Annotated in this window: 18 protein-coding genes and 3 pseudogenes; 11 read left to right on the top strand and 10 right to left on the bottom strand. The window is 49.8% G+C overall.

All coding sequences use genetic code 11. From position 1 onward, the window contains the following. Positions 1–26: 26 nt before the first annotated feature. The 8 genes from ACQ29O_RS23705 to ACQ29O_RS23670 all read right to left on the bottom strand — a co-directional run bounded on the left by ACQ29O_RS23705 (position 27) and on the right by ACQ29O_RS23670 (position 7,720). Entirely contained in the window at positions 27–1,538 is a 1,512-nt protein-coding gene (locus ACQ29O_RS23705; RefSeq protein WP_000811656.1) for a UvrD-helicase domain-containing protein, read from the bottom strand. Between the two features lie 286 nt (positions 1,539–1,824). Next, on the bottom strand, positions 1,825–2,865 hold the full coding sequence (locus ACQ29O_RS23700) for a DNA-binding protein (protein WP_000101568.1): 1,041 nt from the start codon (positions 2,863–2,865) through the stop codon (positions 1,825–1,827). A 161-nt stretch (positions 2,866–3,026) separates the two neighbouring features. Then, positions 3,027–3,902 carry a DNA replication terminus site-binding protein gene (locus ACQ29O_RS23695; RefSeq protein WP_001097010.1) on the bottom strand — a complete coding sequence of 292 codons (876 nt, stop codon included), beginning with the start codon at positions 3,900–3,902 and terminating at the stop codon, positions 3,027–3,029. A gap of 326 nt (positions 3,903–4,228) precedes the next feature. Next, entirely contained in the window at positions 4,229–4,720 is a 492-nt protein-coding gene (locus ACQ29O_RS23690) for a hypothetical protein (RefSeq protein WP_000139717.1), read from the bottom strand. After that, entirely contained in the window at positions 4,717–5,586 is an 870-nt protein-coding gene (locus ACQ29O_RS23685) for a 3'-5' exonuclease (protein ID WP_000997323.1), read from the bottom strand. The genes ACQ29O_RS23690 and ACQ29O_RS23685 overlap by 4 nt, the downstream gene beginning before the upstream one ends. 4 nt (positions 5,587–5,590) lie before the next feature. After that, positions 5,591–6,601, bottom strand: a complete 1,011-nt coding sequence (locus tag ACQ29O_RS23680; protein WP_000543934.1) for a tyrosine-type recombinase/integrase — start codon at positions 6,599–6,601, stop codon at positions 5,591–5,593. Between the two features lie 2 nt (positions 6,602–6,603). Further along, complete coding sequence (locus ACQ29O_RS23675) at positions 6,604–7,140, bottom strand: hypothetical protein (protein WP_000949433.1); 537 nt, start codon at positions 7,138–7,140, stop codon at positions 6,604–6,606. A 298-nt stretch (positions 7,141–7,438) separates the two neighbouring features. Next, complete coding sequence (locus ACQ29O_RS23670; RefSeq protein WP_000575657.1) at positions 7,439–7,720, bottom strand: hypothetical protein; 282 nt, start codon at positions 7,718–7,720, stop codon at positions 7,439–7,441. Positions 7,721–7,989: 269 nt separating this feature from the next. Between ACQ29O_RS23670 and ACQ29O_RS23665 the strand changes: the two are divergent. Next, a pseudogene (locus ACQ29O_RS23665) lies at positions 7,990–8,130 on the top strand (hypothetical protein); the annotation flags it as partial. A gap of 53 nt (positions 8,131–8,183) precedes the next feature. Here ACQ29O_RS23665 and ACQ29O_RS23660 read toward each other — a convergent pair. Beyond that, positions 8,184–8,888: an IS6-like element IS26 family transposase gene (locus ACQ29O_RS23660; RefSeq protein ID WP_001067855.1), complete on the bottom strand. Its 705-nt coding sequence runs from the start codon at positions 8,886–8,888 to the stop codon at positions 8,184–8,186. 75 nt (positions 8,889–8,963) lie between these two features. Here ACQ29O_RS23660 and ACQ29O_RS23655 point away from each other — a divergent pair, with 75 nt between their 5' ends. The 3 genes and pseudogenes from ACQ29O_RS23655 (at position 8,964) to ACQ29O_RS23645 (ending at position 12,119) form a co-directional block, all read left to right on the top strand. After that, positions 8,964–9,524: a recombinase family protein gene (locus ACQ29O_RS23655; RefSeq protein ID WP_001240331.1), complete on the top strand. Its 561-nt coding sequence runs from the start codon at positions 8,964–8,966 to the stop codon at positions 9,522–9,524. After that, positions 9,508–11,161 (top strand): annotated as a pseudogene (locus ACQ29O_RS23650) (IS481 family transposase). The gene ACQ29O_RS23655 and the pseudogene ACQ29O_RS23650 overlap by 17 nt, the downstream one beginning before the upstream one ends. After that, a complete protein-coding gene (locus tag ACQ29O_RS23645) occupies positions 11,094–12,119 on the top strand; it encodes an ExeA family protein (RefSeq protein WP_001576625.1) in 1,026 nt (341 codons plus the stop codon). Before ACQ29O_RS23650 ends, ACQ29O_RS23645 begins: the two are co-directional and overlap by 68 nt. Positions 12,120–12,307: 188 nt before the next feature. Here ACQ29O_RS23645 and ACQ29O_RS23640 read toward each other — a convergent pair whose 3' ends face one another. Further along, a complete protein-coding gene (locus ACQ29O_RS23640) occupies positions 12,308–13,345 on the bottom strand; it encodes an IS630 family transposase (protein ID WP_001121399.1) in 1,038 nt (345 codons plus the stop codon). 607 nt (positions 13,346–13,952) lie between these two features. Between ACQ29O_RS23640 and spvR the strand changes: the two genes are divergently transcribed. The 7 genes and pseudogenes from spvR to spvD all read left to right on the top strand — a co-directional run bounded on the left by spvR (position 13,953) and on the right by spvD (position 19,999). Continuing rightward, complete coding sequence (gene spvR / locus ACQ29O_RS23635) at positions 13,953–14,846, top strand: virulence genes transcriptional activator SpvR (RefSeq protein ID WP_000346690.1); 894 nt, start codon at positions 13,953–13,955, stop codon at positions 14,844–14,846. A gap of 97 nt (positions 14,847–14,943) precedes the next feature. Further along, positions 14,944–15,184, top strand: a pseudogene (locus tag ACQ29O_RS23630) (lysozyme); the annotation flags it as partial. Positions 15,185–15,357: 173 nt separating this feature from the next. Then, a complete protein-coding gene (gene spvA, locus ACQ29O_RS23625; protein ID WP_001541537.1) occupies positions 15,358–16,125 on the top strand; it encodes a virulence protein SpvA in 768 nt (255 codons plus the stop codon). Then, positions 16,088–16,255, top strand: a complete 168-nt coding sequence (locus ACQ29O_RS23620; protein ID WP_001526987.1) for a hypothetical protein — start codon at positions 16,088–16,090, stop codon at positions 16,253–16,255. Before spvA ends, ACQ29O_RS23620 begins: the two co-directional genes overlap by 38 nt. 51 nt (positions 16,256–16,306) lie before the next feature. After that, positions 16,307–18,082: an SPI-2 type III secretion system effector NAD(+)--protein-arginine ADP-ribosyltransferase SpvB gene (spvB, locus tag ACQ29O_RS23615; RefSeq protein WP_001746580.1), complete on the top strand. Its 1,776-nt coding sequence runs from the start codon at positions 16,307–16,309 to the stop codon at positions 18,080–18,082. Positions 18,083–18,362: 280 nt separating this feature from the next. Further along, positions 18,363–19,088, top strand: a complete 726-nt coding sequence (spvC, locus tag ACQ29O_RS23610; RefSeq protein ID WP_061710410.1) for a type III secretion system effector phosphothreonine lyase SpvC — start codon at positions 18,363–18,365, stop codon at positions 19,086–19,088. A 260-nt stretch (positions 19,089–19,348) separates the two neighbouring features. Beyond that, entirely contained in the window at positions 19,349–19,999 is a 651-nt protein-coding gene (gene spvD, locus ACQ29O_RS23605) for an SPI-2 type III secretion system effector cysteine hydrolase SpvD (RefSeq protein ID WP_001746582.1), read from the top strand. Positions 20,000–20,040 lie beyond the last annotated feature (41 nt).

The raw sequence follows: 20,040 nt of genomic DNA, 5'->3' as shown, positions 1-20,040 counted from the left end.
TTTCACATGTGAAAGAATTGACCAAACTATTTGGTCGTGTCCTCTTCAACTTCTGTCGCTTCTGCGGCCATCTTCATCTGCTTCTCGACCATGCGTTTTTGGGTGATGTAGCGGATAACCATCTCGACAGCGCTGTTCAACGCAAGGATTCGCATCGCTCTGGTGGATGCAACGTAGAGCAGGTTTATTTCATCGTCACGGGCCATTGGGTCGAGCTCTGGGTCCAGGACATCCGGAAAGTCGTCATAGAGCTGAACAAAGTCCCACTCCAACCCTTTGCACCGATGAGCTGTTGAGACCGTAATGTCAGCCCCAAACTCTTCTTTGACTGTATTGCGTCGTAGAGTGGTGAGTCGTTCAGGGATTTCATCGTAGCTGTTGATGATCTTGACAGCCCTCATCATCTCAGGGTCTTTGGTCGCCTTCGCTACTTCTTGATACTCGAAGTAGTCTTCATACTCATCAAGCAGTTTCTTATTCTTTACCCGGTCTGGCTCTGCCATCGAAAACCAGTACAAATCCTGGAGCTCATTGATCTGGTAAGCGTCGATTCCACCGACCCAGAATACCTGCGCTCCGGATTCGGTCGCAGAGAGCGCCGTCTCTATAACCCCCATGACGGTTCGGTGAAGTATTGCGCGGTGGCCCACGTCACCTGGTAAAAACATGAGTACCTGATCTGCTGGTCCCCGGCCAACAACAGGTCGTGTTTCACCTTTGAGTTCAAGAAGGGCGTTTGCCACCAGCGAAACGTTGGGGCCAAAGCGGAAGCTATGAGTGAGATAGAGTTGGTCGGCGTTCATGAGCTCTTTGCTATCAAGGGCGTTGTTTGCGCCTCTGAACCTATAGATCTGCTGGTGGCGATCTCCAACCAGGATTACCTTGCAGTTCTGCTGTAGGACGATGCTACTTGTTACGGGGTTAGCGTCTTGTGCTTCATCAAAAAGAATGGTGGTGTACCGGCGAGACAGATTCGGCATCCCGAGCTGATACTGTTTGAGGTAGCAATCGTGTACGGTCGGGAACGGATCTTGAACGTTTGTCATCCGTTTCCATATGAGCTCAGCACCTTCGACCACCTGGATTTGGTATCTCTCCTGTTTGGACGTAAGCACTTTACCCGTATCGGCGCGAGCAAAATGCGTATAAAGAATCCGCATGTCTGCACTACACATAAAGGCGTTGAGCGTATCGAGAATATCTTTGGCAAACGTCCAGTTCTTGGTATTCACCGCTTGGGCAATATCGGTGAGCCTTAGGTTGCCGGAGAGTTTGTGCTGGTAGCCCCTTCCTATAGTGGCGTAGGCAAGCTGGTGGGACGTTTTGCAGTCTACGTTTGCAGGAAACTTTTCTCTTGCCTCGTCGCGGATAGCCCTGTTGTATGCCAAGTAGAGGATACGTGAATCGAGGTTGTTGTGGGCGTACTTCACCAGTGTCGTGGTTTTACCCGTTCCAGCGTAGGCCTTAACGACAAGGCGAGGCCCTTTGTACTGAGTGATCAGTGATTGTTCTGGTGTGTCAGGAGGAAGTTGTTTCATGAGGCCCCCTACGACAAACACATCTGGAGAGTGATGCGCTTCTTTTGTGTCGAGAGGAACGTACTGATCCGCTTTTCTTCTCGGGGGAGGGATACTTCACAATCCAGATCTGTCCACCAGTCTGGGGCTTTACCTTGAGCCACCTCCGTAACCCAACTATGGAGACGGTGTAACCAGCGATAGTCGCCAATAGATGAGGTGGCTAGTGTCATAGCCTCCTCAATCTTGGTTTGAAGAGCCGCAGCTCTGTGTCGCCACTCTTCTGAATATTTAGCCTTTCGCGCCATCAGTTTTCCTCTTTCTTTTTCCCTCCCTTACCAGCTTTAGCGAGCTCTTGCTCCAACCCAGAAATTTTGGTCAGTGCATCATTGAGTCTTTGTTCGAGGCTCTTGGCCTGCTGGTCTTTTTCCTGCAACTGACCAGCCATCATGCCTTTGTCTTGAACAAGAGCGCGAGCTTCTGCTTCGGCGCTGGATAATTTGGCGTCCAGCTTTTCTACCTCTCCAGATAGGCGCTGGCACTCTCGTTCAGCGGATTCGCCATGAGCTTTGGCTGTGGCAAGGGAGTCCTGTGATTGGGCCAGTTTGGCCTGTACATTTTCGAGCTGCTCTTTCAACGATGTTTTTTGTTCCTGAGCGGCCCGGAGCTTTTCTGTCTGCTCTATACTCTTGCCTTTTTGCTCCTCCAACTCACCCTCTGTAGTTGCCAATTTTTGGCTCAAAGAGCGATTTTCGCTTTTAGCTTGCTCCAGGTGATCCTGTGCTCGGGTCAGATCTGCGGCTTTCGCCTCCAGCTTGCCCTCCAACTCAACGATCCGCTTTTCCAGCTTATCAATGTCAGCCAGTGAGCGTTCTAGCTCCGCAGACTTGAGGGATAGCGAGTTTTCTGCCTTACCAAGGGCCGCATCGAGCTCTGATTTTTTGTTGGTGAGAGCTTCAAGTTGTTCCTCCAGTAGCTCAGCCCGTTCGGTGGCATCATTTGCCATGTCCACGGCTTGCTGCATATCTTCCTGGTACTCAATTTCTTTCTGTCGTAGCAGTTCACGCTCGCGCTCAAGCTGTTCATCGGCGCTTGCTTTGGCTACCGTATAGATCTTCTGTAGGAAGAGCTCAGCATCGCTCATAACCGATTCTGGAAGGACTACCTCTACCAGCTCTTCATCGAGGGAGTGTTCCTCTGACCACTGTTTGAGATACGTTGAAATGGTGGTAAAGCTCCCCTTGCCAATGATGTCTCTGATAGCGATGACCGTTGGGCGTTTACCGGCGTCCTTGAGCTTTTGGGCCGCAGCCGCTACATCGTCAAACTCAACCAATTTTCTTGCCATGAGAACGTTCCTTTTAATTTGTAATGTTTACGATAATTACGATAATTACGATAATACGGTAATTATCATAATTATATATCATGCTGCTGTCGATTGGAATTGTTTGTGTGGGACAAAGCCCTTCCGGCTGCGGAAAAGCCTTGTTACGCGGTCACGCTGATTCATCCAGGGAAGGATTCGATAGTGACTCCACCGAAGGTGCCAAGGATTTCCGATGCCGCTTTATCAGATCGAGTTTTGCGTTGTTCTGAGGCGTCAAAGTTACGAAGCAATTTGAGCTGAACATCCTTATCCTGGAGCACGATCAGGGGCATTGGCGCGGTAACGGTTTTGAGTACCCCTGCGGCCATGACGTTTGCCACCGGTTGAACCTTTACTTCCCTTCGCTCCCGGAGATAAGGCTCCGGGGTGCTGGCGATCTTCTGGATAAGCTGCTCCAGGGGAAGTTGATAGTCTGGCCCAGATCGCTCCAGCTCCTCTCTGATGCGTTGCAAAAGCTCCTCTTTTACGGGCTTCTTCAAGGAGTCCTTCCGTTGCCAGGTGAAGCGGATAGAGTCGATGTCGCCATTGGTATAGCACCGAATTTGTCTGTAAAGGTGGAGAGTCATGACACCAGGGCAGTCCGCTCGAAGTGCTTCAAACCTCTCTTGCCTGGTGGGGTACGTCGAGATAATGAACTCCTCGATACCAGCTTTGGCCGCGTTGATGCGTTCAACCGTCGCCGCAATTTCGTCAGCTACACCAATCCTGGAAGGGGAGAACCAGAGTACCCCCACGGTGCGCCTGGCAGACTTCTGCGAATAGTCTGGGTTGATGTGAAGATCTCTGTAGCTGTGCGCTGCCAGCTCAAGAGCTTCGCGCCCAGTTTGTTCAGTTACGACAATCTTGTTGACGGGCTCGTTCTCCATTCCTTTTCCGGTAGGAGGGATGGCCGCAACTTTTGCGTACCGTGGCGGTAGTCGTTTGATAAGAGAGGACAGGTTCGTTAAGTCGCGGCACATGGCCGAGAATTGTTCTGATATGAAGTTTTTAGCCATGCTGCCGCCTATGTGTGGGTTTGTTCTAACAGTTCATTGGTTACATAGTAGACAGATTTAGACCATCATGCAACGAGGGGGAGGGGCAAGAATACGCCTCCGCTTCGCGTCGGCGGGTGCCCTGTTTGACCTTCGTGTGTGAGATTAGATTGAGAAAGAGAGAGAAAAAGAGAGAAAAAGAGAGAAAGAAGAAAAGCGCGGGGCAAGCCAGAAATGTGGCTGAGGGGGACTGCTGGGGTGGGGCTGGCACCCTCTATACCCCACTTTGCATGATGGTCTAACTTTGTGGTTATAGGACGACTTTTAGAGTGCCTAGATTTGCTCGATTAGGACAAATTTCGGTCCATCCACGCTGATTGGCGTAGCAGCGCGATGGCATCAGAAGGGGTAACTTTCCATGCGTTGGAAAGCTGGCGAACTGCGAAGACTGCGAGCTCCATTCGGTCGTCATCATTGATGAAATTCTGGAGCTGGTTTCCTCGCTCACTAAGGATGATCGCAACACCGGCCTTGCCGTTGTTGTAAACCGCAAAGCTCTTATTCTTCGCGTCGCCGTGATAGGAACCCTCAGCCTTGCTACGCAAACCAAAGAGAACGCTGCAAAACGCCGTCAGTTCGCCGCGAGTGAGCTGCACCGTGATCTTGCTTTTCCAGTCTGGGCTGGACCCCGATGCCCTGATCGGCGCAATCTCGATGCTGACCGTAGGATATTCACCTCTGGTTAGCGTGTGTTGCACATTCAGGCCGGTGCGTTTCGCGGGGTCCTTCTGCCAGTCTGAGAAAAATTTGAGACTTTCGCCGTAGGATTGTTCTGTCATTCCAAATTACCTTTGCTTTGAAGCTCCTGGAGCTGGACCACGAGGTCACGTTGGACTTTGGCTATCTCTGTCACCAAGTCGGCGGTGGCAATAGCGTCGGTCGCTGCTGAATGGGCTCGACCTTTCCAGCTCACACCTGCCTCGCAGGTGGCATCCGCAAGTGAGATTGTGCCGTGCCGGTTGGTTGAGCCAAAGGCATCAGCCGCCAGCTTCATCGCGCACAGACAGTTCTGCTCTTGCCACCAAGAGAGTTGGTCTCCAAATGCACTGGCTGTTTGCCTCAACATCCTACTGTCGAAACTGGAGTTAAATATCACCAGATGACGGCCCGACAAAAGCCGGGCGAGAGCTGGCGCAACTTGAGTCCACGTAGGCTCATTCGACAGCTCAGTCTCGGTGATGCCATGAACACCCATTGCCTGAGGGTCTATTTCCACGGTTGGCCGTAATCTGGTGCAGAGGAGAACCGCGCCTCTGATGTCAGTAACAGCCAGCTCGATCACCTGGTCTCTTTCACCAAGTCCGGTCGTCTCGGTATCGAGAACCAGAGGTTCCAGAGCGACCCACCTTTGTGCCATGACAGAGGCCTTTGCCAGGTTGCTACGCATTCTTGCCTTGACCGAAAGGATGGATTGCGCCCTTATTTGCTTTTGTGATGCCGGTGAACAACCCCTTCTCCGCATTGGTTGGCAATCTGCTATCCGGTACACTCCAAATTGGCCACCATACCCGTTTTTGTAGAACGAAACTGGCTCTACTCCTGGCTTAGGCTTCATCCTAAATTCGTCCCTGAGCCGTCCTTTTGAAAAGCACCTATCGGCTTTCATGGCTTCGGCTCTGGCAAGTTCGAGTTCTTCATCATTCATGCTGTTAATCCGCTATATCGAGGCGTTGGCTCGCTCTCTTCAAACGCTCATCGCCGCGTCTGTCATATTTCTGGGTAGTTGCAATGCTTGAGTGGCCCATTGCGTCCTTCACGGTCACAATATCCTCACCGTTATCCAGCATCGAGGAGGCAAAGGTGCGTCGCAGGTCATGGGGCGCAAACATCTCCAGACCGGCTTCAACTCTTCTGGTCTCCAAGATGTGGTAGATGGCCTGATCCGACATCCGCTCTCCAGTCACATCATCAAACCGCCTGATCCTCGGGAATAAAGGCCCTTCATGCGTTCCTCGAACCTCTTCAACCCACTTATCCAGTCTTTTCCATGCGCCACCAGGCACATACGCCATTCTCTCTTTGTTGCCCTTGCCAAGAACCTTGAGAGCGCGGTCCTTGTAGATCATGCTTCCCATGTCCAGCGCAACGATTTCCGAGCGGCGCAAGCCACACCCGAGGAGCACCCCGAGAATGGCCGCATCCCGAAGCCCTTTGGCGCTTGAATCACTTTCACATGTGAAAAAGAGGCTGCGAATCTCATGGCGTTCAAGTGCCCGCCCTTTAGGAAGTCGAGATCCACGTACTGAACGGACTTGCTTAATGTGCTGGAAGCTATCCGTATCAATTTGCTTCATCGTCCAGGCTTCAAGAGCCACCCCTTTGAGCGCTGACAGGTAGGTGTTGATCGTTGCCGGAGCCTTCCCTGCATCCCCCAGCATTTCCAGCACCGCCAATATGTGGTGCCGCCTCATTGAGCTCCATGCACAGTCACGAAGGTTCTGAAACCCGATCATCTTGGCGACAATGTTGAGGAATGAGCTCATGGTCTGCCTGCTTCGCTTTGACCCGAGGCTCACCAGATAGGCGACGGCGGGGTTGTCCTGGATGTTCCGGAGCGAGCTCGATGACGGCAACAGTTCACCGCGAATGCTTTGTTCTGCCGGAACATTTACTTTCGCATGTGAAACTAGCTCTTCCTTGTCATTGTTTGTGTCGTGCAAAGTTACCTCCTAAGCCCGACCGCAACGAGAAGAAAATCCCATATTTTGAGGTGAAGAGGTAGTTCCTCCTCCATATGTTGCGTTTCGTAGCTTTGCATCAGTGGTTCAAACTTGGTTGGATTGCACAGCAATTCGTAAACTGTTCGGTTGGGCTTGGTGATCGGCTTATTCGGAGTGAATCCATGTTTGTTCTGGAGGTACAGCGCTACCGCGCCACTTCTGGATTCTCCGTAATAGCAATGAACGAAGATCTGATCGATACCGCTACCAACCAATCCATCCAGGAAGGTGGACAGCTTTTCAGCCTGGGATGAGTCAATGTAAGAGGCGTAATTCATCCGGAACGCTGCCTTCATCGTGTGGATGGTGTTCTCAGAATAGCCGCCGTCATAGAAGCTATCGCGGTACAACTGCCCCCACTGTCCGAGAGCGGCAGGGGACTTGTCTGGGTCAGTTATGGAGATCATGGCCGCACCGGGAACCGGCTCCAGTCTTTCGGCCTCCGCTTGACTAATGAAAAAGACTTTTTTGCTAAGCATGTCCCATCATCCCCTTACAAGGATGTGTTGCGAGTAGCTCACGCGCCTGACTTTGCCCCTCTTGAGTATCTACAGGAGCGGTCGTATACACACCTCCATGCCGCAAGTCCACAATACTGGTCCGACAGCAAGAACCTACGTTCTGAACTTTATTGTCCGAATCCAAACCAGCAAAAGTATGGCACGGTCCAGGGAATGGTTTCCTGCAAATAGAGCAGCGCTCAAAGTTCTTATCGAGGATTCTCTTTAAAACTTTCTCAAATTTGTTTTTGTTTAACATCGAGTTCTCCACACAAAGTTACTGGCCGAGCATCCCAGCCAAGGTGGTCTGCTGGCCTTCGCTACAAGGTGCAAATCCGGCAAAAGCACCGGCATTAACCTTGAGCTCATCAAAGCGTCCATCGGTGTCCCGGTAGTACACCTTACGTTTTCCAATTCCACCTTCGAGGTTTGCGGCCAACCAGGCGATCACTGCATCAGCATCGTTCGTAACTGATGCTCCCTGATCCAGATCGATAAGTACCAGGTGGGTGTCCGTCTGGAGTGCCACTTCAAAGGTCGCTCTTACATCAAAAATCACTGGTCGCGCTCCTTGTAAAAAGTGGGCATTCAGCACCACCTATCCTATTCCAAAAACTCTACTTTTTCAAAGGTACATTTTAATAAGTAGAACAACAGCAAGAAGAACTTAAATTTATTTACCGTAATTATCATAATTACGGTAATACGGTAATACGGTAATTTTACAGATTTAGATGGAATGGTATAAGATGTCTCGCTGGAACATACTTGCTGAAAAAACGCTTAACAACGATAGTGAAAACATCATGTACAGGTGCGAGAGATAATATGTATAAGAGCCTTGAAGATCTGATGGCGGGTATTTACGAGATGGCAGCGCCAGATGGCATCATCTGTAACGAGGTTTCCAAATTCCTTGCGGCCAACCAGGTCAAGCCGGAAGACATAAGCTCTGGGATCTGGTTTTTCCGGCACTGTTGCAAAGTTAGCGATGAGGCAGCCTTTTGTCTTATTCAAAGGCCTTACATTTCAAAAACTCTGCTTACCAGGCGCATTTCGCCCAGGGGATCACCATAATAAAATGCTGAGGCCTGGCCTTTGCGTAGTGCACGCATCACCTCAATACCTTTGATGGTGGCGTAAGCCGTCTTCATGGATTTAAATCCCAGCGTGGCGCCGATTATCCGTTTCAGTTTGCCATGATCGCATTCAATCACGTTGTTCCGGTACTTAATCTGTCGGTGTTCAACGTCAGACGGGCACCGGCCTTCGCGTTTGAGCAGAGCAAGCGCGCGACCATAGGCGGGCGCTTTATCCGTGTTGATGAATCGCGGGATCTGCCACTTCTTCACGTTGTTGAGGATTTTACCCAGAAACCGGTATGCAGCTTTGCTGTTACGACGGGAGGAGAGATAAAAATCGACAGTGCGGCCCCGGCTGTCGACGGCCCGGTACAGATACGCCCAGCGGCCATTGACCTTCACGTAGGTTTCATCCATGTGCCACGGGCAAAGATCGGAAGGGTTACGCCAGTACCAGCGCAGCCGTTTTTCCATTTCAGGCGCATAACGCTGAACCCAGCGGTAAATCGTGGAGTGATCGACATTCACTCCGCGTTCAGCCAGCATCTCCTGCAGCTCACGGTAACTGATGCCGTATTTGCAGTACCAGCGTACGGCCCACAGAATGATGTCACGCTGAAAATGCCGGCCTTTGAATGGGTTCATGTGCAGCTCCATCAGCAAAAGGGGATGATAAGTTTATCACCACCGACTATTTGCAACAGTGCCGTTTTCACCATTATGGCACTTTACGGCTATGCCCGCGTTTCAACCAGCGATCAGGATCTTACTCTGCAGACACAAATTCTCCGCGCTGCTGGTTGTGAAATTATTCGTGCAGAAAAAGCCAGCGGAAGCGGCCGGACCGGAAGGAGCGAGTTGCAGCTGCTGCTGGAGTTCCTGCGCCCTGGTGATACGTTGATGGTGACACGCGTGGATCGCCTGGCCCGCAGCATTAAGGACCTGCAGGACATTGTGTATGCCCTGAATCAACAGGGCGTAACGCTCAGGGCAACAGAACAGCCAGTGGACACGCGTTCAGCTGCAGGCAAAGCCTTCCTCGATATGCTGGGTGTTTTCGCTGAGTTTGAAACCAATCTGAGACGTGAACGCCAGATGGAAGGCATTGCCGCGGCGAAAGCCAGGGGCGTATACCGGGGAAGGAAACCGTCCATAGATCCTGCTGTGGTATATCGTCTGTATACCATTGAGAAGATGGGAGCCACAGCCATCGCCCGCCAGCTCGGGATTGGGAGGGCGTCAGTCTACCGGGCGCTGGAAAATTATGAGCAGCCGGCGTAGCGCGATTCCGTCTGACTCCCTGTTGCAACTACGGCAACGGCTCGATCGCCTGCCGCCAAAAAGCCCTGAACGTGCCAATCAGATTGCCGCTACCGCCCAGCTGTATGGTATTTCAGTCACGACGGTTTATCGCGCTCTTCACCTTGTTTTGAAACCGCGAACGGCCCACCGCAGTGATCATGGTCAACCCCGGATACTGCCACCGTCCGAGCTGGAGCATTACTGCGAACTGATTGCTGCACTGAAATTACGAACCACAAATAAATCCGGCCGCCATCTGTCGACCGGACGGGCAATACAGCTGCTGGAAGAGCATGGCGTGGAGACGGTCCAGGGATTGATTAAAAGTCCCAAAGGCTTACTTCGTAAGCAGACCGTCAATCGCTGGCTTTCCCGCTGGCGTCTCGACCAGCCCCGCCTGTTACGGGAGCCTCCGGCGGTAAGATTTCAGGCTGAAAACAGCAATGACTGTTGGCAGTTTGATATGTCGCCATCCGATCTCAAACATATTGAGCGGCCTGACTGGGTAGATCCTGCCCGGGGCGAACCCACGCTGATGCTGTTCAGCGTAGTGGATGACCGGAGCGGTGTCGCATACCAGGAATACCGGTGTGTGTACGGTGAGGATGCGGAATCTGCGCTGCGTTTTCTCTTTAACGCCATGGCCCCAAAAACCAGGTCTGATTTTCCTTTTCAGGGCCGCCCGAAATTGCTGTACCTCGATAATGGACCGGTGGCCAAAAACCATGTATTCCAGAATGTGATGCAGTCCCTGAAGGTTGACTGGCTGACGCATACGCCGGCAGGCAAGGACGGCACCCGGACGACGGCACGGTCCAAAGGTAAAGTTGAACGTCCTTTCCGGACCGTCAAGGAGGCACATGAAACTCTGTACACCGGAAACGGAGCTGCAGGCCAACGAATAGCTCTGGAACTATCTGAGCCGTTATAACGCGCAGCGTCACCGCAGCGAGAAACACTCCCGACTGGAGGACTGGCTGGCAAATATCGGCCAGGAAGGTGTGAGGGATATGTGCAGCTGGGAACAATACTGTCGGTTCGCCCGGGAGCCGGAATCCCGCAAGGTGGGTGTTGATGCGCGGATAACGATAGACGGCACCGCATGGGAAGTTGAACCGGATATGGCGGGTGAAACCGTCATTCTGCTGTGGGGGCTGTTTGACGAAGAGATGTATGTGGAGTTTACCGGTGAAACATGGGGGCCTTATTATCCGGTGTCGGGGCCTGTGCCGCTGCACCGTTACCGGACGTTCAGACGCGGTAAAGCGGCTGAACGGGCCGATCGTATCCATGCTCTGGCCAGGCAGCTGAACATCCCCATCAGCGCATTGTCCGGCAGCGATCTCCGCGTGGTCAGTGATGACACTCAGCAGCGCATTGATGCGTTGCCACATCAGCCCTTTGATACCCGAAAATTTGAATACCACTTTCCCACCGTTATTGCGGCAAAACTGGCAATTGCCGACGATCTGGCCATACCGCTGGCCAGAATGTCGGATGAAGACCGGGCGTTTATCGACAGTATTCTGACTGAGACGCTTAACCGTAGTGAAGTACTCGCCCGCATCAGAGACTATTTTCGTAGCAGACAATCAGGAGAGGACCATGCGGGTTGAAGTGATGGAGCATTATGGACTGACGCAGTCTATTGAACAGGCCGGGTATTATGAAACTGCCCACCATAAGCAGCTGATGAAAGACATTAAGGGTGCGATACGCGAAGGACGACTGATAGCGGTCTGTGGCGTGGTGGGAAGCGGTAAAACCGTCACTCTGCGACGCCTGCAGCAGCAACTGCTGGATGAAAATAAAATCATTGTCGCCCGCTCCCTGTCGGTGGACAAACAGAGTGTCCGGCTCGCCACGCTGATTAATGCCCTGTTTTATGACCTGGCACAGGATAAACAGGTGCAGATCCACAAACAAGGTGAACGCCGCGAGCGTGAGCTGCAGGAACTGGTCAAAAAAGGCAAACGCCCGGTGGCGCTGTTTGTTGATGAAGCCCATGACCTGAACGGTAATACACTAACGGGGCTCAAACGGCTGATGGAAGTGGTTGAAGACGGCGGTGGTAGGCTGTCCGTCGTTCTGGCCGGTCACCCAAAACTGCGTAATGACCTGCGTCGTCCGACGATGGAGGAAATTGGCTATCGTACCGATATTTTTACACTGGACGGGATCACCGGCAGTCAGCGTGAATATATCCAGTGGCTGCTGAAGACCAGCACCGGTAAGGGTAAGCCGGAAGATATTCTAACGACCGAAGCCGTTGACCTGCTGGCGATGAAACTGCGAACACCGCTGCAGGTCCAGTTGCACCTGACGCTGGCGATGGAAGCAGGATACCAGACGGGCGAAAAACCGATTACTGCCACTCTGGTTGAATCCGTGCTGTCACGTCAGCTGGATGACCTGGAGCCGACGCTCACGCGACATGGTTACCGGCTGAAGGATATGGTGGAGCAGTTCGATGCAAAACCAGCTGAAATCAGGGCATTATTTAATAATCAGTTAGACCCTGCCCGCACGGCCGAACTACGCGACAGAATGCTGGCGGTCGGTCTGCCAATATGACGATGTTGATTTGCAGTTATTGTGAGCCCGGTGGAATGGATTGCGAGCCGGGCAGGATAAATGCGAGCCCATTATCACCTAATGTGAGCCGGTGGCGTTTTTCATTTGCAGTTAATGTGAGCCAAAATTGGCGCTGATTGCGAGTCGGGGGGATTTCGATTGCGAGCCGCTACAAATAGCTTCGCATATTACCGCTCCACTTTAGCCAGACCCTGTTGATTGCCGGGAAACAGTGAAGCGGCATTCATAAATTGTGCTACCTGTTTCAGTAACTGCCACATGTACCGACACTGATGATTTCTCGTTATGGTTTCGTGTAACGACAACCACAGTCGCTCTATCGGATTCAGCCACGGCGAATACATCGGCAGGAACAGCAACCGGAACTTCGGGTTTTCTTCCAGCCAGCGTTCCACTTTGCGGCTTTTATGGATGATGTAGTTATCCGCCACCAGTGTGATGGTTTTCGCCCGCCTGTATGTACGGCGTAACGTTTCTAACAGACTGATAAATAAATCAGAACTCTTGCTGCTGCCACTGACGTAGTGAACCCGTCCCGTACCTGAATGCAGTGCGCCTGCCAGATAATGCTTCTGGTTCTGTCCCGGCGTGGCGATGCGTTTCTGTTGCCCTTTGGGCATCCAGTCAGCGCCAATTTTTGGGTTCAGGTCGATGTCGACTTCATCCTGATAAAACACAGGATGTGCAGTCTGCTCCTGAGCCAGCGCCTGATCAATGACAAGCCGTTTTTCTTCATAGTGCGGATCTTTGATTTTCAGCGTTGGCGCTGCCCTGCGCCAGACCATATCTGCCTGCCTCAGATATCGGTGCAGGGTGGAGCGGTGCAGCGTCACATCAAAAAGTCGGTTGATGACGAGTGCCAGAAGCTCCGTGCTCCAGCGTGAGCGCAGCCAGCCAAAATCCTTCGGGGAACGCTGTACCAATAGTGGCAAGAGCTGAAGGATATCAGCGACCGGCCAGCGTGGAGCACGTCCGGGTCTGAGGCTTTTTAGTCCTTCAACACCATGTAAAGTAAACCAGTTTATCCATCGACCAACGGATGAACGGGCGGCACAGAGTAATCTGGCAACGTCAGTGACGGTCATTCCCTGATGCAGCATCAGCATGGCGATAAGCCGTCGCGCATGGTTTTTATCGTGGGTTTGTTGGGCCTCTTTGCGCATCAGTTGTCGTTCTTCATCAGGAATTGCTGCTATGATCGGCATCGCTCAGTCCGGTTGGTGATTTGTGATGTTTGGCGATTGATCAGATCGCACAATCCGGGCTGAGTTCCCTTTCAGTGATCTACTATTTTGCGAAGCTATTTAGTGCACACTAATCGATTTTTCAGACAACCTTTCTCGCCTGGCGTGAGTTTTCGTTCGACTGAACCTATAAAAAGGCTCTGCATTCTGTCCTGTAGTGCGCCAGGCCTAATAACGCCTCCCGTTTAATTCCGGCCCGGTCGTACATCGGTTCTGTTCATTTATGGGATCGCGACTTTTTCGTTGTAATGCTTCAAGAGCGATTTTTTGTTCTGCGGTCAACTCAACATTCATAGCCATCAGCATGATCCTGATTATTTTTGAAACCAAGCATCTTCATTGATCATGGGTATACATCGTTGTTATCCAGCTATACATCATAACAGGTCAATTAAATCCACTCAGAAATAAAGTCAGGGTATGCATAAAATCTATCGCCCATAATCCTATCCAGTAACACCATGATTAGTAAGAACTAATCAGTCTGTGCAAAAACAGGTCACCGCCATCCTGTTTTTGCACATCAAAACATTTTTTCAGGATTATTCTGAAAAAAAAAGGAGATATTATGGATTTCTTGATTAATAAAAAATTAAAAATTTTCATAACACTGATGGAAACAGGTTCCTTCAGTATCGCAACATCAGTACTGTATATCACCCGAACCCCGCTGAGCAGGGTTATTTCAGACCTGGAAAGAGAGCTGAAACAAAGACTCTTTATACGGAAGAATGGCACTCTTATCCCAACCGAATTTGCACAAACTATTTATCGAAAAGTAAAATCCCATTATATTTTCTTACATGCACTGGAGCAGGAAATCGGACCTACGGGTAAAACGAAACAACTAGAAATAATATTTGACGAAATTTATCCGGAAAGTTTAAAAAATCTGATCATTTCAGCACTGACCATTTCCGGCCAAAAAACAAATATAATGGGGAGAGCCGTTAACAGCCAAATAATAGAAGAACTGTGTCAGACAAACAACTGCATTGTTATTTCTGCCAGAAATTATTTTCATCGGGAATCGCTTGTCTGCCGGACATCAGTGGAGGGTGGGGTCATGTTATTTATTCCTAAAAAATTCTTTCTCTGCGGCAAACCTGATATCAACAGACTGGCCGGAACACCTGTACTTTTTCATGAGGGGGCTAAAAATTTTAATCTGGACACCATATACCATTTTTTTAAACAGACACTAGGTATTACCAACCCTGCATTCAGTTTTGATAACGTCGATTTGTTCAGTTCACTGTACCGGTTACAACAAGGGCTGGCGATGTTACTCATCCCCGTCAGAGTCTGTCGGGCTCTGGGATTATCAACAGATCACGCACTGCACATCAAAGGCGTAGCGCTCTGTACCTCCTTGTATTACCCGACCAAGAAACGGGAGACACCAGATTATCGTAAAGCTATAAAACTGATACAGCAGGAACTGAAACAGTCCACCTTCTGACCTTATGCAGCGTAAGGGCCGCAACACCTGTATTCACGGCATTTGCCAGATTCAGATTGTCAGCAATCCCCATCCTCCATAGCGGTAGTTCACCGCGGAGCATGGAGTAAACCGGCTGGTCGCCGTCAATCTGACACAGAATCAGTTTGATGCTCTGGTGGATTACCTAAAACATGGGCATTAACGCGCTGGCTCACGCCACTTTACTGAAGAAACTGAATAACGGTGACTATGACGGCGCAGCGAATGAATTCCTGAAATGGGACCACGCCAGCGGTCAGGTTGTTCCCGGCCTGACCCGACGCCGGAGCGCTGAACGTTGTTTATTCCTGAGTTAATTTGTTGTGCCATCTTTGCACACCGGGAACCGCGATTCCGCACAGCAGAAAAATAGCACATAAATAAACTCAATATAAGCTACTCATTTTCTGGCAATACAAAATAATTCCCCTGCAGACATTATCAGTCTTAAGGATTTCATTCTGTTTATTTTCAGGAGTCATCATTATTTATGAATATGAATCAGACCACCAGTCCGGCACTTTCACAGGTCGAAACCGCCATCCGGGTCCCGGCAGGGAATTTTGCAAAATATAATTATTATTCCGTGTTTGATATTGTCCGTCAGACCCGTAAACAGTTTATTAACGCCAATATGTCATGGCCGGGATCCCGCGGAGGTAAAGCCTGGGACCTGGCGATGGGCCAAGCGCAGTATATCCGCTGCATGTTCCGAGAAAATCAATTGACCCGCAGAGTTCGGGGGACCTTGCAGCAGACACCGGACAATGGCACGAACCTGAGCAGTTCCGCTGTCGGCGGTATTCAGGGACAGGCAGAGCGTCGGCCGGACCTGGCCACCCTGATGGTGGTTAATGATGCCATTAACCAGCAAATACCGACCCTGCTGCCGTATCATTTTCCACACGACCAGGTGGAGTTATCTCTGCTGAATACCGATGTGTCGCTGGAAGATATTATCAGCGAGAGCAGCATTGACTGGCCGTGGTTCCTGAGCAACTCGCTGACCGGCGATAACAGTAACTATGCCATGGAGCTCGCCAGCCGGCTGTCACCAGAGCAGCAGACACTGCCGACCGAGCCGGACAACAGTACCGCCACTGACCTGACCTCTTTTTACCAGACCAATCTGGGGCTGAAAACCGCCGACTATACGCCATTTGAAGCACTGAATACCTTTGCCCGACAGTTAGCGATTACCGTTCCCCCAGGTGGAACAGTTGATTGCGGGTACTCTGCGTGCCAGCCGGCAGTTTAGCTTCCCGCGCTACCAGAGTAGTGAGCAGCAGACCATTCTGCAGAATCTGAGCGACGTCATTGTTCAGGTGCATTCTACCGCGCTGTACGGCGGCAGCACTTTTGAACAGGCCGTAGAGCAGACGCTGTAAGCAGAAAATATACCTGTCCATCGTCAGACGGCCAGTTTCAGGAGATAGTGTATGTTGATACTAAATGGTTTTTCATCTGCCACTTTAGCGCTGATCACTCCCCCTTTCCTGCCAAAAGGGGGCAAGGCGCTGAGTCAGTCAGGCCCTGACGGCCTAGCCAGTATAACGCTGCCTCTGCCCATCAGCGCCGAACGCGGCTTTGCGCCTGCGCTGGCGCTGCACTACAGCAGCGGTGGCGGCAATGGCCCCTTCGGCGTGGGCTGGTCCTGCGCGACAATGAGCATTGCCCGCCGCACCAGCCATGGCGTGCCGCAGTATAACGACAGCGATGAGTTTCTGGGGCCGGACGGAGAAGTGCTGGTTCAAACGCTCAGCACCGGTGATGCCCCCAATCCCGTCACCTGCTTCTCGTACGGTGACGTATCGTTCCCGCAAAGCTACACGGTGACCCGCTATCAGCCCCGCACGGAGAGCAGTTTTTATCGCCTGGAGTACTGGGTGGGCAACAGCAACGGCGATGATTTCTGGTTACTGCATGACAGTAACGGCATCCTGCACCTGCTGGGGAAAACCGCCGCAGCACGCCTCAGCGATCCGCAGGCCGCCTCTCATACGGCGCAATGGCTGGTTGAGGAGTCGGTGACCCCTGCCGGCGAGCATATCTATTACTCCTACTTGGCGGAGAACGGTGACAATGTGGACCTCAATGGGGACGAGGCCGGACGCGATCGCAGCGCCATGCGCTATCTCAGCAAGGTACAGTATGGCAACGCGACCCCCGCCGCCGATCTGTACCTCTGGACTAGCGCCACACCCGCGGTACAGTGGCTGTTCACCCTAGTGTTTGACTACGGCGAACGTGGTGTAGATCCACAGGTACCGCCTGCATTCACTGCTCAGAACAGCTGGCTCGCCCGCCAGGATCCCTTCTCCCTGTATAACTACGGCTTTGAGATCCGCCTCCATCGCCTGTGCCGCCAAGTCCTGATGTTCCACCACTTTCCTGATGAACTGGGTGAAGCCGATACGCTGGTTTCCCGTCTGCTGCTGGAGTATGACGAAAATCCGATACTGACACAGCTTTGCGCTGCTCGGACGCTGGCCTATGAAGGCGACGGTTATAGAAGAGCTCCTGTCAACAATATGATGCCACCGCCACCGCCTCCTCCGATGATGGGAGGTAATTCATCTCGACCAAAATCAAAATGGGCGATTGTAGAGGAATCAAAGCAGATTCAAGCTCTGAGGTACTATTCAGCTCAAGGGTACAGTGTGATTAATAAATATTTACGTGGGGATGATTATCCTGAAACACAGGCAAAAGAAACTCTGCTCTCCAGAGACTATCTTTCCACAAATGAACCCAGTGATGAGGAGTTTAAAAATGCCATGTCAGTTTATATAAATGATATTGTGGAGGGATTAAGTTCACTTCCCGAAACAGATCACAGAGTCGTATACCGGGGCCTGAAGCTTGATAAGCCCGCATTATCGGATGTGCTGAAGGAATACACTACTATAGGTAATATAATAATAGAGAAAGCTTTTATGAGTACATCGCCAGATAAGGCATGGATAAATGACACTATTCTCAACATATACCTAGAAAAAGGACATAAAGGTAGAATACTCGGAGATGTTGCACATTTTAAGGGAGAGGCAGAGATGCTTTTCCCTCCAAATACTAAACTCAAAATCGAAAGCATTGTAAATTGTGGATCCCAAGACTTTGCAAGCCAGCTTAGTAAGCTGAGATTAAGTGATGATGCAACTGCTGACACAAACAGGATAAAAAGAATAATAAACATGAGGGTACTCAACTCATAGATACTAAGAATCTATTCCAGAAGTGGTATGAGCGGCCTAGCTCTATAAGGGGTTATACTCCGGAACCCCAGATTTTTCCGTCACCCTAGGCCCGCAAAGTAGTGCATCTAAACTTTTGCCATTACCCTTCTTTAACTTTCTGCTCGGAACGGACCGAAATATCATTTTTTCGCCTGATAAAAAATGAGGTTTTCTGGATAACTAATCGTTTTATTAAAAAAAACTGAGAATTTATATCTAATAATATGGCGATATATCCATATCGCAAAGGAGATTTCCCATGCCCATAAATAGGCCTAATCTAAATCTAAACATCCCTCCTTTGAATATTGTAGCTGCTTATGATGGGGCGGAAATACCATCTACAAGTAAGCACCTGAAAAATAATTTCAACTCCTTGCACAACCAAATGCGGAAGATGCCGGTACCCCACTTTAAAGAGGCGCTGGATGTGCCTGACTATTCAGGGATGCGCCAGAGTGGTTTCTTTGCTATGAGCCAAGGTTTTCAGCTGAATAACCATGGTTACGATGTTTTCATCCATGCTCGTCGAGAATCACCTCAGTCTCAGGGCAAATTTGCCGGTGACAAGTTCCACATCAGTGTGCTCAGGGATATGGTGCCACAAGCATTTCAAGCGCTGTCCGGATTGCTGTTTTCAGAGGACAGTCCGGTAGATAAGTGGAAAGTGACCGATATGGAGAAGGTCGTTCAACAAGACCGTGTTAGCCTGGGCGCTCAGTTCACGTTGTATATAAAACCAGACCAGGAAAATTCGCAGTACAGTGCGTCGTTTCTCCACAGGACACGGCAATTTATAGAGTGTCTGGAATCCAGACTATCCGAAAATGGGGTTATTTCAGGACAGTGTCCTGAGTCAGACGTTCATCCTGAAAATTGGAAATATCTCAGTTATCGTAATGAACTACGAAGTGGGCGTGATGGTGGCGAAATGCAGAGACAGGCTTTACGTGAGGAAGAGTTTTATCGTTTGATGACAGAGTAAGTATGGGTTTGAGGAGCAACGGAACAGTAAACGCCGTTAAACAGCTATTTTAAATGCTCATTAATTTATTAATCAATAAATTACAAATTTTCATTGAAGGCTCCCCCCTTACTGACGAATTCCGGCACCGTAAAGGAATAACGCTCATGCATATTGATATGTCCGCACTGTAATGGTGAAAATTACATAAGCAAGAGCGTTTTTTGAAAAATATTATATTTAATGTTTTGTAATATGCATTTTATTGAGGTAGTGTAACTATGAGAGTTTCTGGTAGTGCGTCATCCCAAAATATAATATCACGTATAAATTCAAAAAATATCAATAATAATGATTCAAATGAAGTCAAGAGAATTAAAGATGCGCTTTGTATTGAATCAAAAGAGAGAATTTTGTATCCACAAAATTTGAGTCGAGATAATTTAAAACAAATGGCTAGATATGTAAATAATACATACATCCATTACTCTGGGAACTGCGTTTTATTATCAGCGTGTTTACATTATAACATACATCACCGACAGGATATATTAAGTTCGAAGAACACTGCCTCTCCTACAGTGGGATTAGACAGCGCCATTGTTGATAAAATCATTTTTGGTCATGAGCTTAACCAATCATATTGTTTAAATTCCATCGATGAGGTGGAAAAAGAAATATTAAACCGTTATGACATTAAGAGGGAAAGTTCTTTTATCATTAGCGCAGAGAACTACATAGCTCCAATAATTGGCGAATGTAGACATGATTTCAACGCTGTGGTTATCTGTGAATATGATAAAAAACCATATGTACAATTCATTGATTCTTGGAAAACATCCAACATACTTCCTAGCTTACAAGAAATAAAAAAACACTTCTCATCATCAGGGGAATTTTATGTCAGGGCTTATGATGAAAAACACGATTGATAACTTTTTTAAATATTCATTTTATGAATGGTAAGTTAATA

The organism is Salmonella sp. GDC200615 (assembly GCF_050574145.1).
Classification (GTDB): domain Bacteria; phylum Pseudomonadota; class Gammaproteobacteria; order Enterobacterales; family Enterobacteriaceae; genus Salmonella; species Salmonella enterica.
This window is presented reverse-complemented; position numbering and strand designations above follow the sequence as displayed.

Bases quoted from the DNA above. Each gene is read 5' to 3' on its own strand.
- ACQ29O_RS23705 (WP_000811656.1), bottom strand. From the start codon at position 1,538: ATGAAACAACTTCCTCCTGACACACCAGAACAATCACTGATCACTCAG.
- ACQ29O_RS23700 (WP_000101568.1), bottom strand. From the start codon at position 2,865: ATGGCAAGAAAATTGGTTGAGTTTGACGATGTAGCGGCTGCGGCCCAA.
- ACQ29O_RS23695 (WP_001097010.1), bottom strand. From the start codon at position 3,902: ATGGCTAAAAACTTCATATCAGAACAATTCTCGGCCATGTGCCGCGAC.
- ACQ29O_RS23690 (WP_000139717.1), bottom strand. From the start codon at position 4,720: ATGACAGAACAATCCTACGGCGAAAGTCTCAAATTTTTCTCAGACTGG.
- ACQ29O_RS23685 (WP_000997323.1), bottom strand. From the start codon at position 5,586: ATGAATGATGAAGAACTCGAACTTGCCAGAGCCGAAGCCATGAAAGCC.
- ACQ29O_RS23675 (WP_000949433.1), bottom strand. From the start codon at position 7,140: ATGCTTAGCAAAAAAGTCTTTTTCATTAGTCAAGCGGAGGCCGAAAGA.
- ACQ29O_RS23660 (WP_001067855.1), bottom strand. From the start codon at position 8,888: ATGAACCCATTCAAAGGCCGGCATTTTCAGCGTGACATCATTCTGTGG.
- ACQ29O_RS23655 (WP_001240331.1), top strand. From the start codon at position 8,964: ATGGCACTTTACGGCTATGCCCGCGTTTCAACCAGCGATCAGGATCTT.
- ACQ29O_RS23640 (WP_001121399.1), bottom strand. From the start codon at position 13,345: ATGCCGATCATAGCAGCAATTCCTGATGAAGAACGACAACTGATGCGC.
- spvR (WP_000346690.1), top strand. From the start codon at position 13,953: ATGGATTTCTTGATTAATAAAAAATTAAAAATTTTCATAACACTGATG.
- spvA (WP_001541537.1), top strand. From the start codon at position 15,358: ATGAATATGAATCAGACCACCAGTCCGGCACTTTCACAGGTCGAAACC.
- spvB (WP_001746580.1), top strand. From the start codon at position 16,307: ATGTTGATACTAAATGGTTTTTCATCTGCCACTTTAGCGCTGATCACT.
- spvC (WP_061710410.1), top strand. From the start codon at position 18,363: ATGCCCATAAATAGGCCTAATCTAAATCTAAACATCCCTCCTTTGAAT.
- spvD (WP_001746582.1), top strand. From the start codon at position 19,349: ATGAGAGTTTCTGGTAGTGCGTCATCCCAAAATATAATATCACGTATA.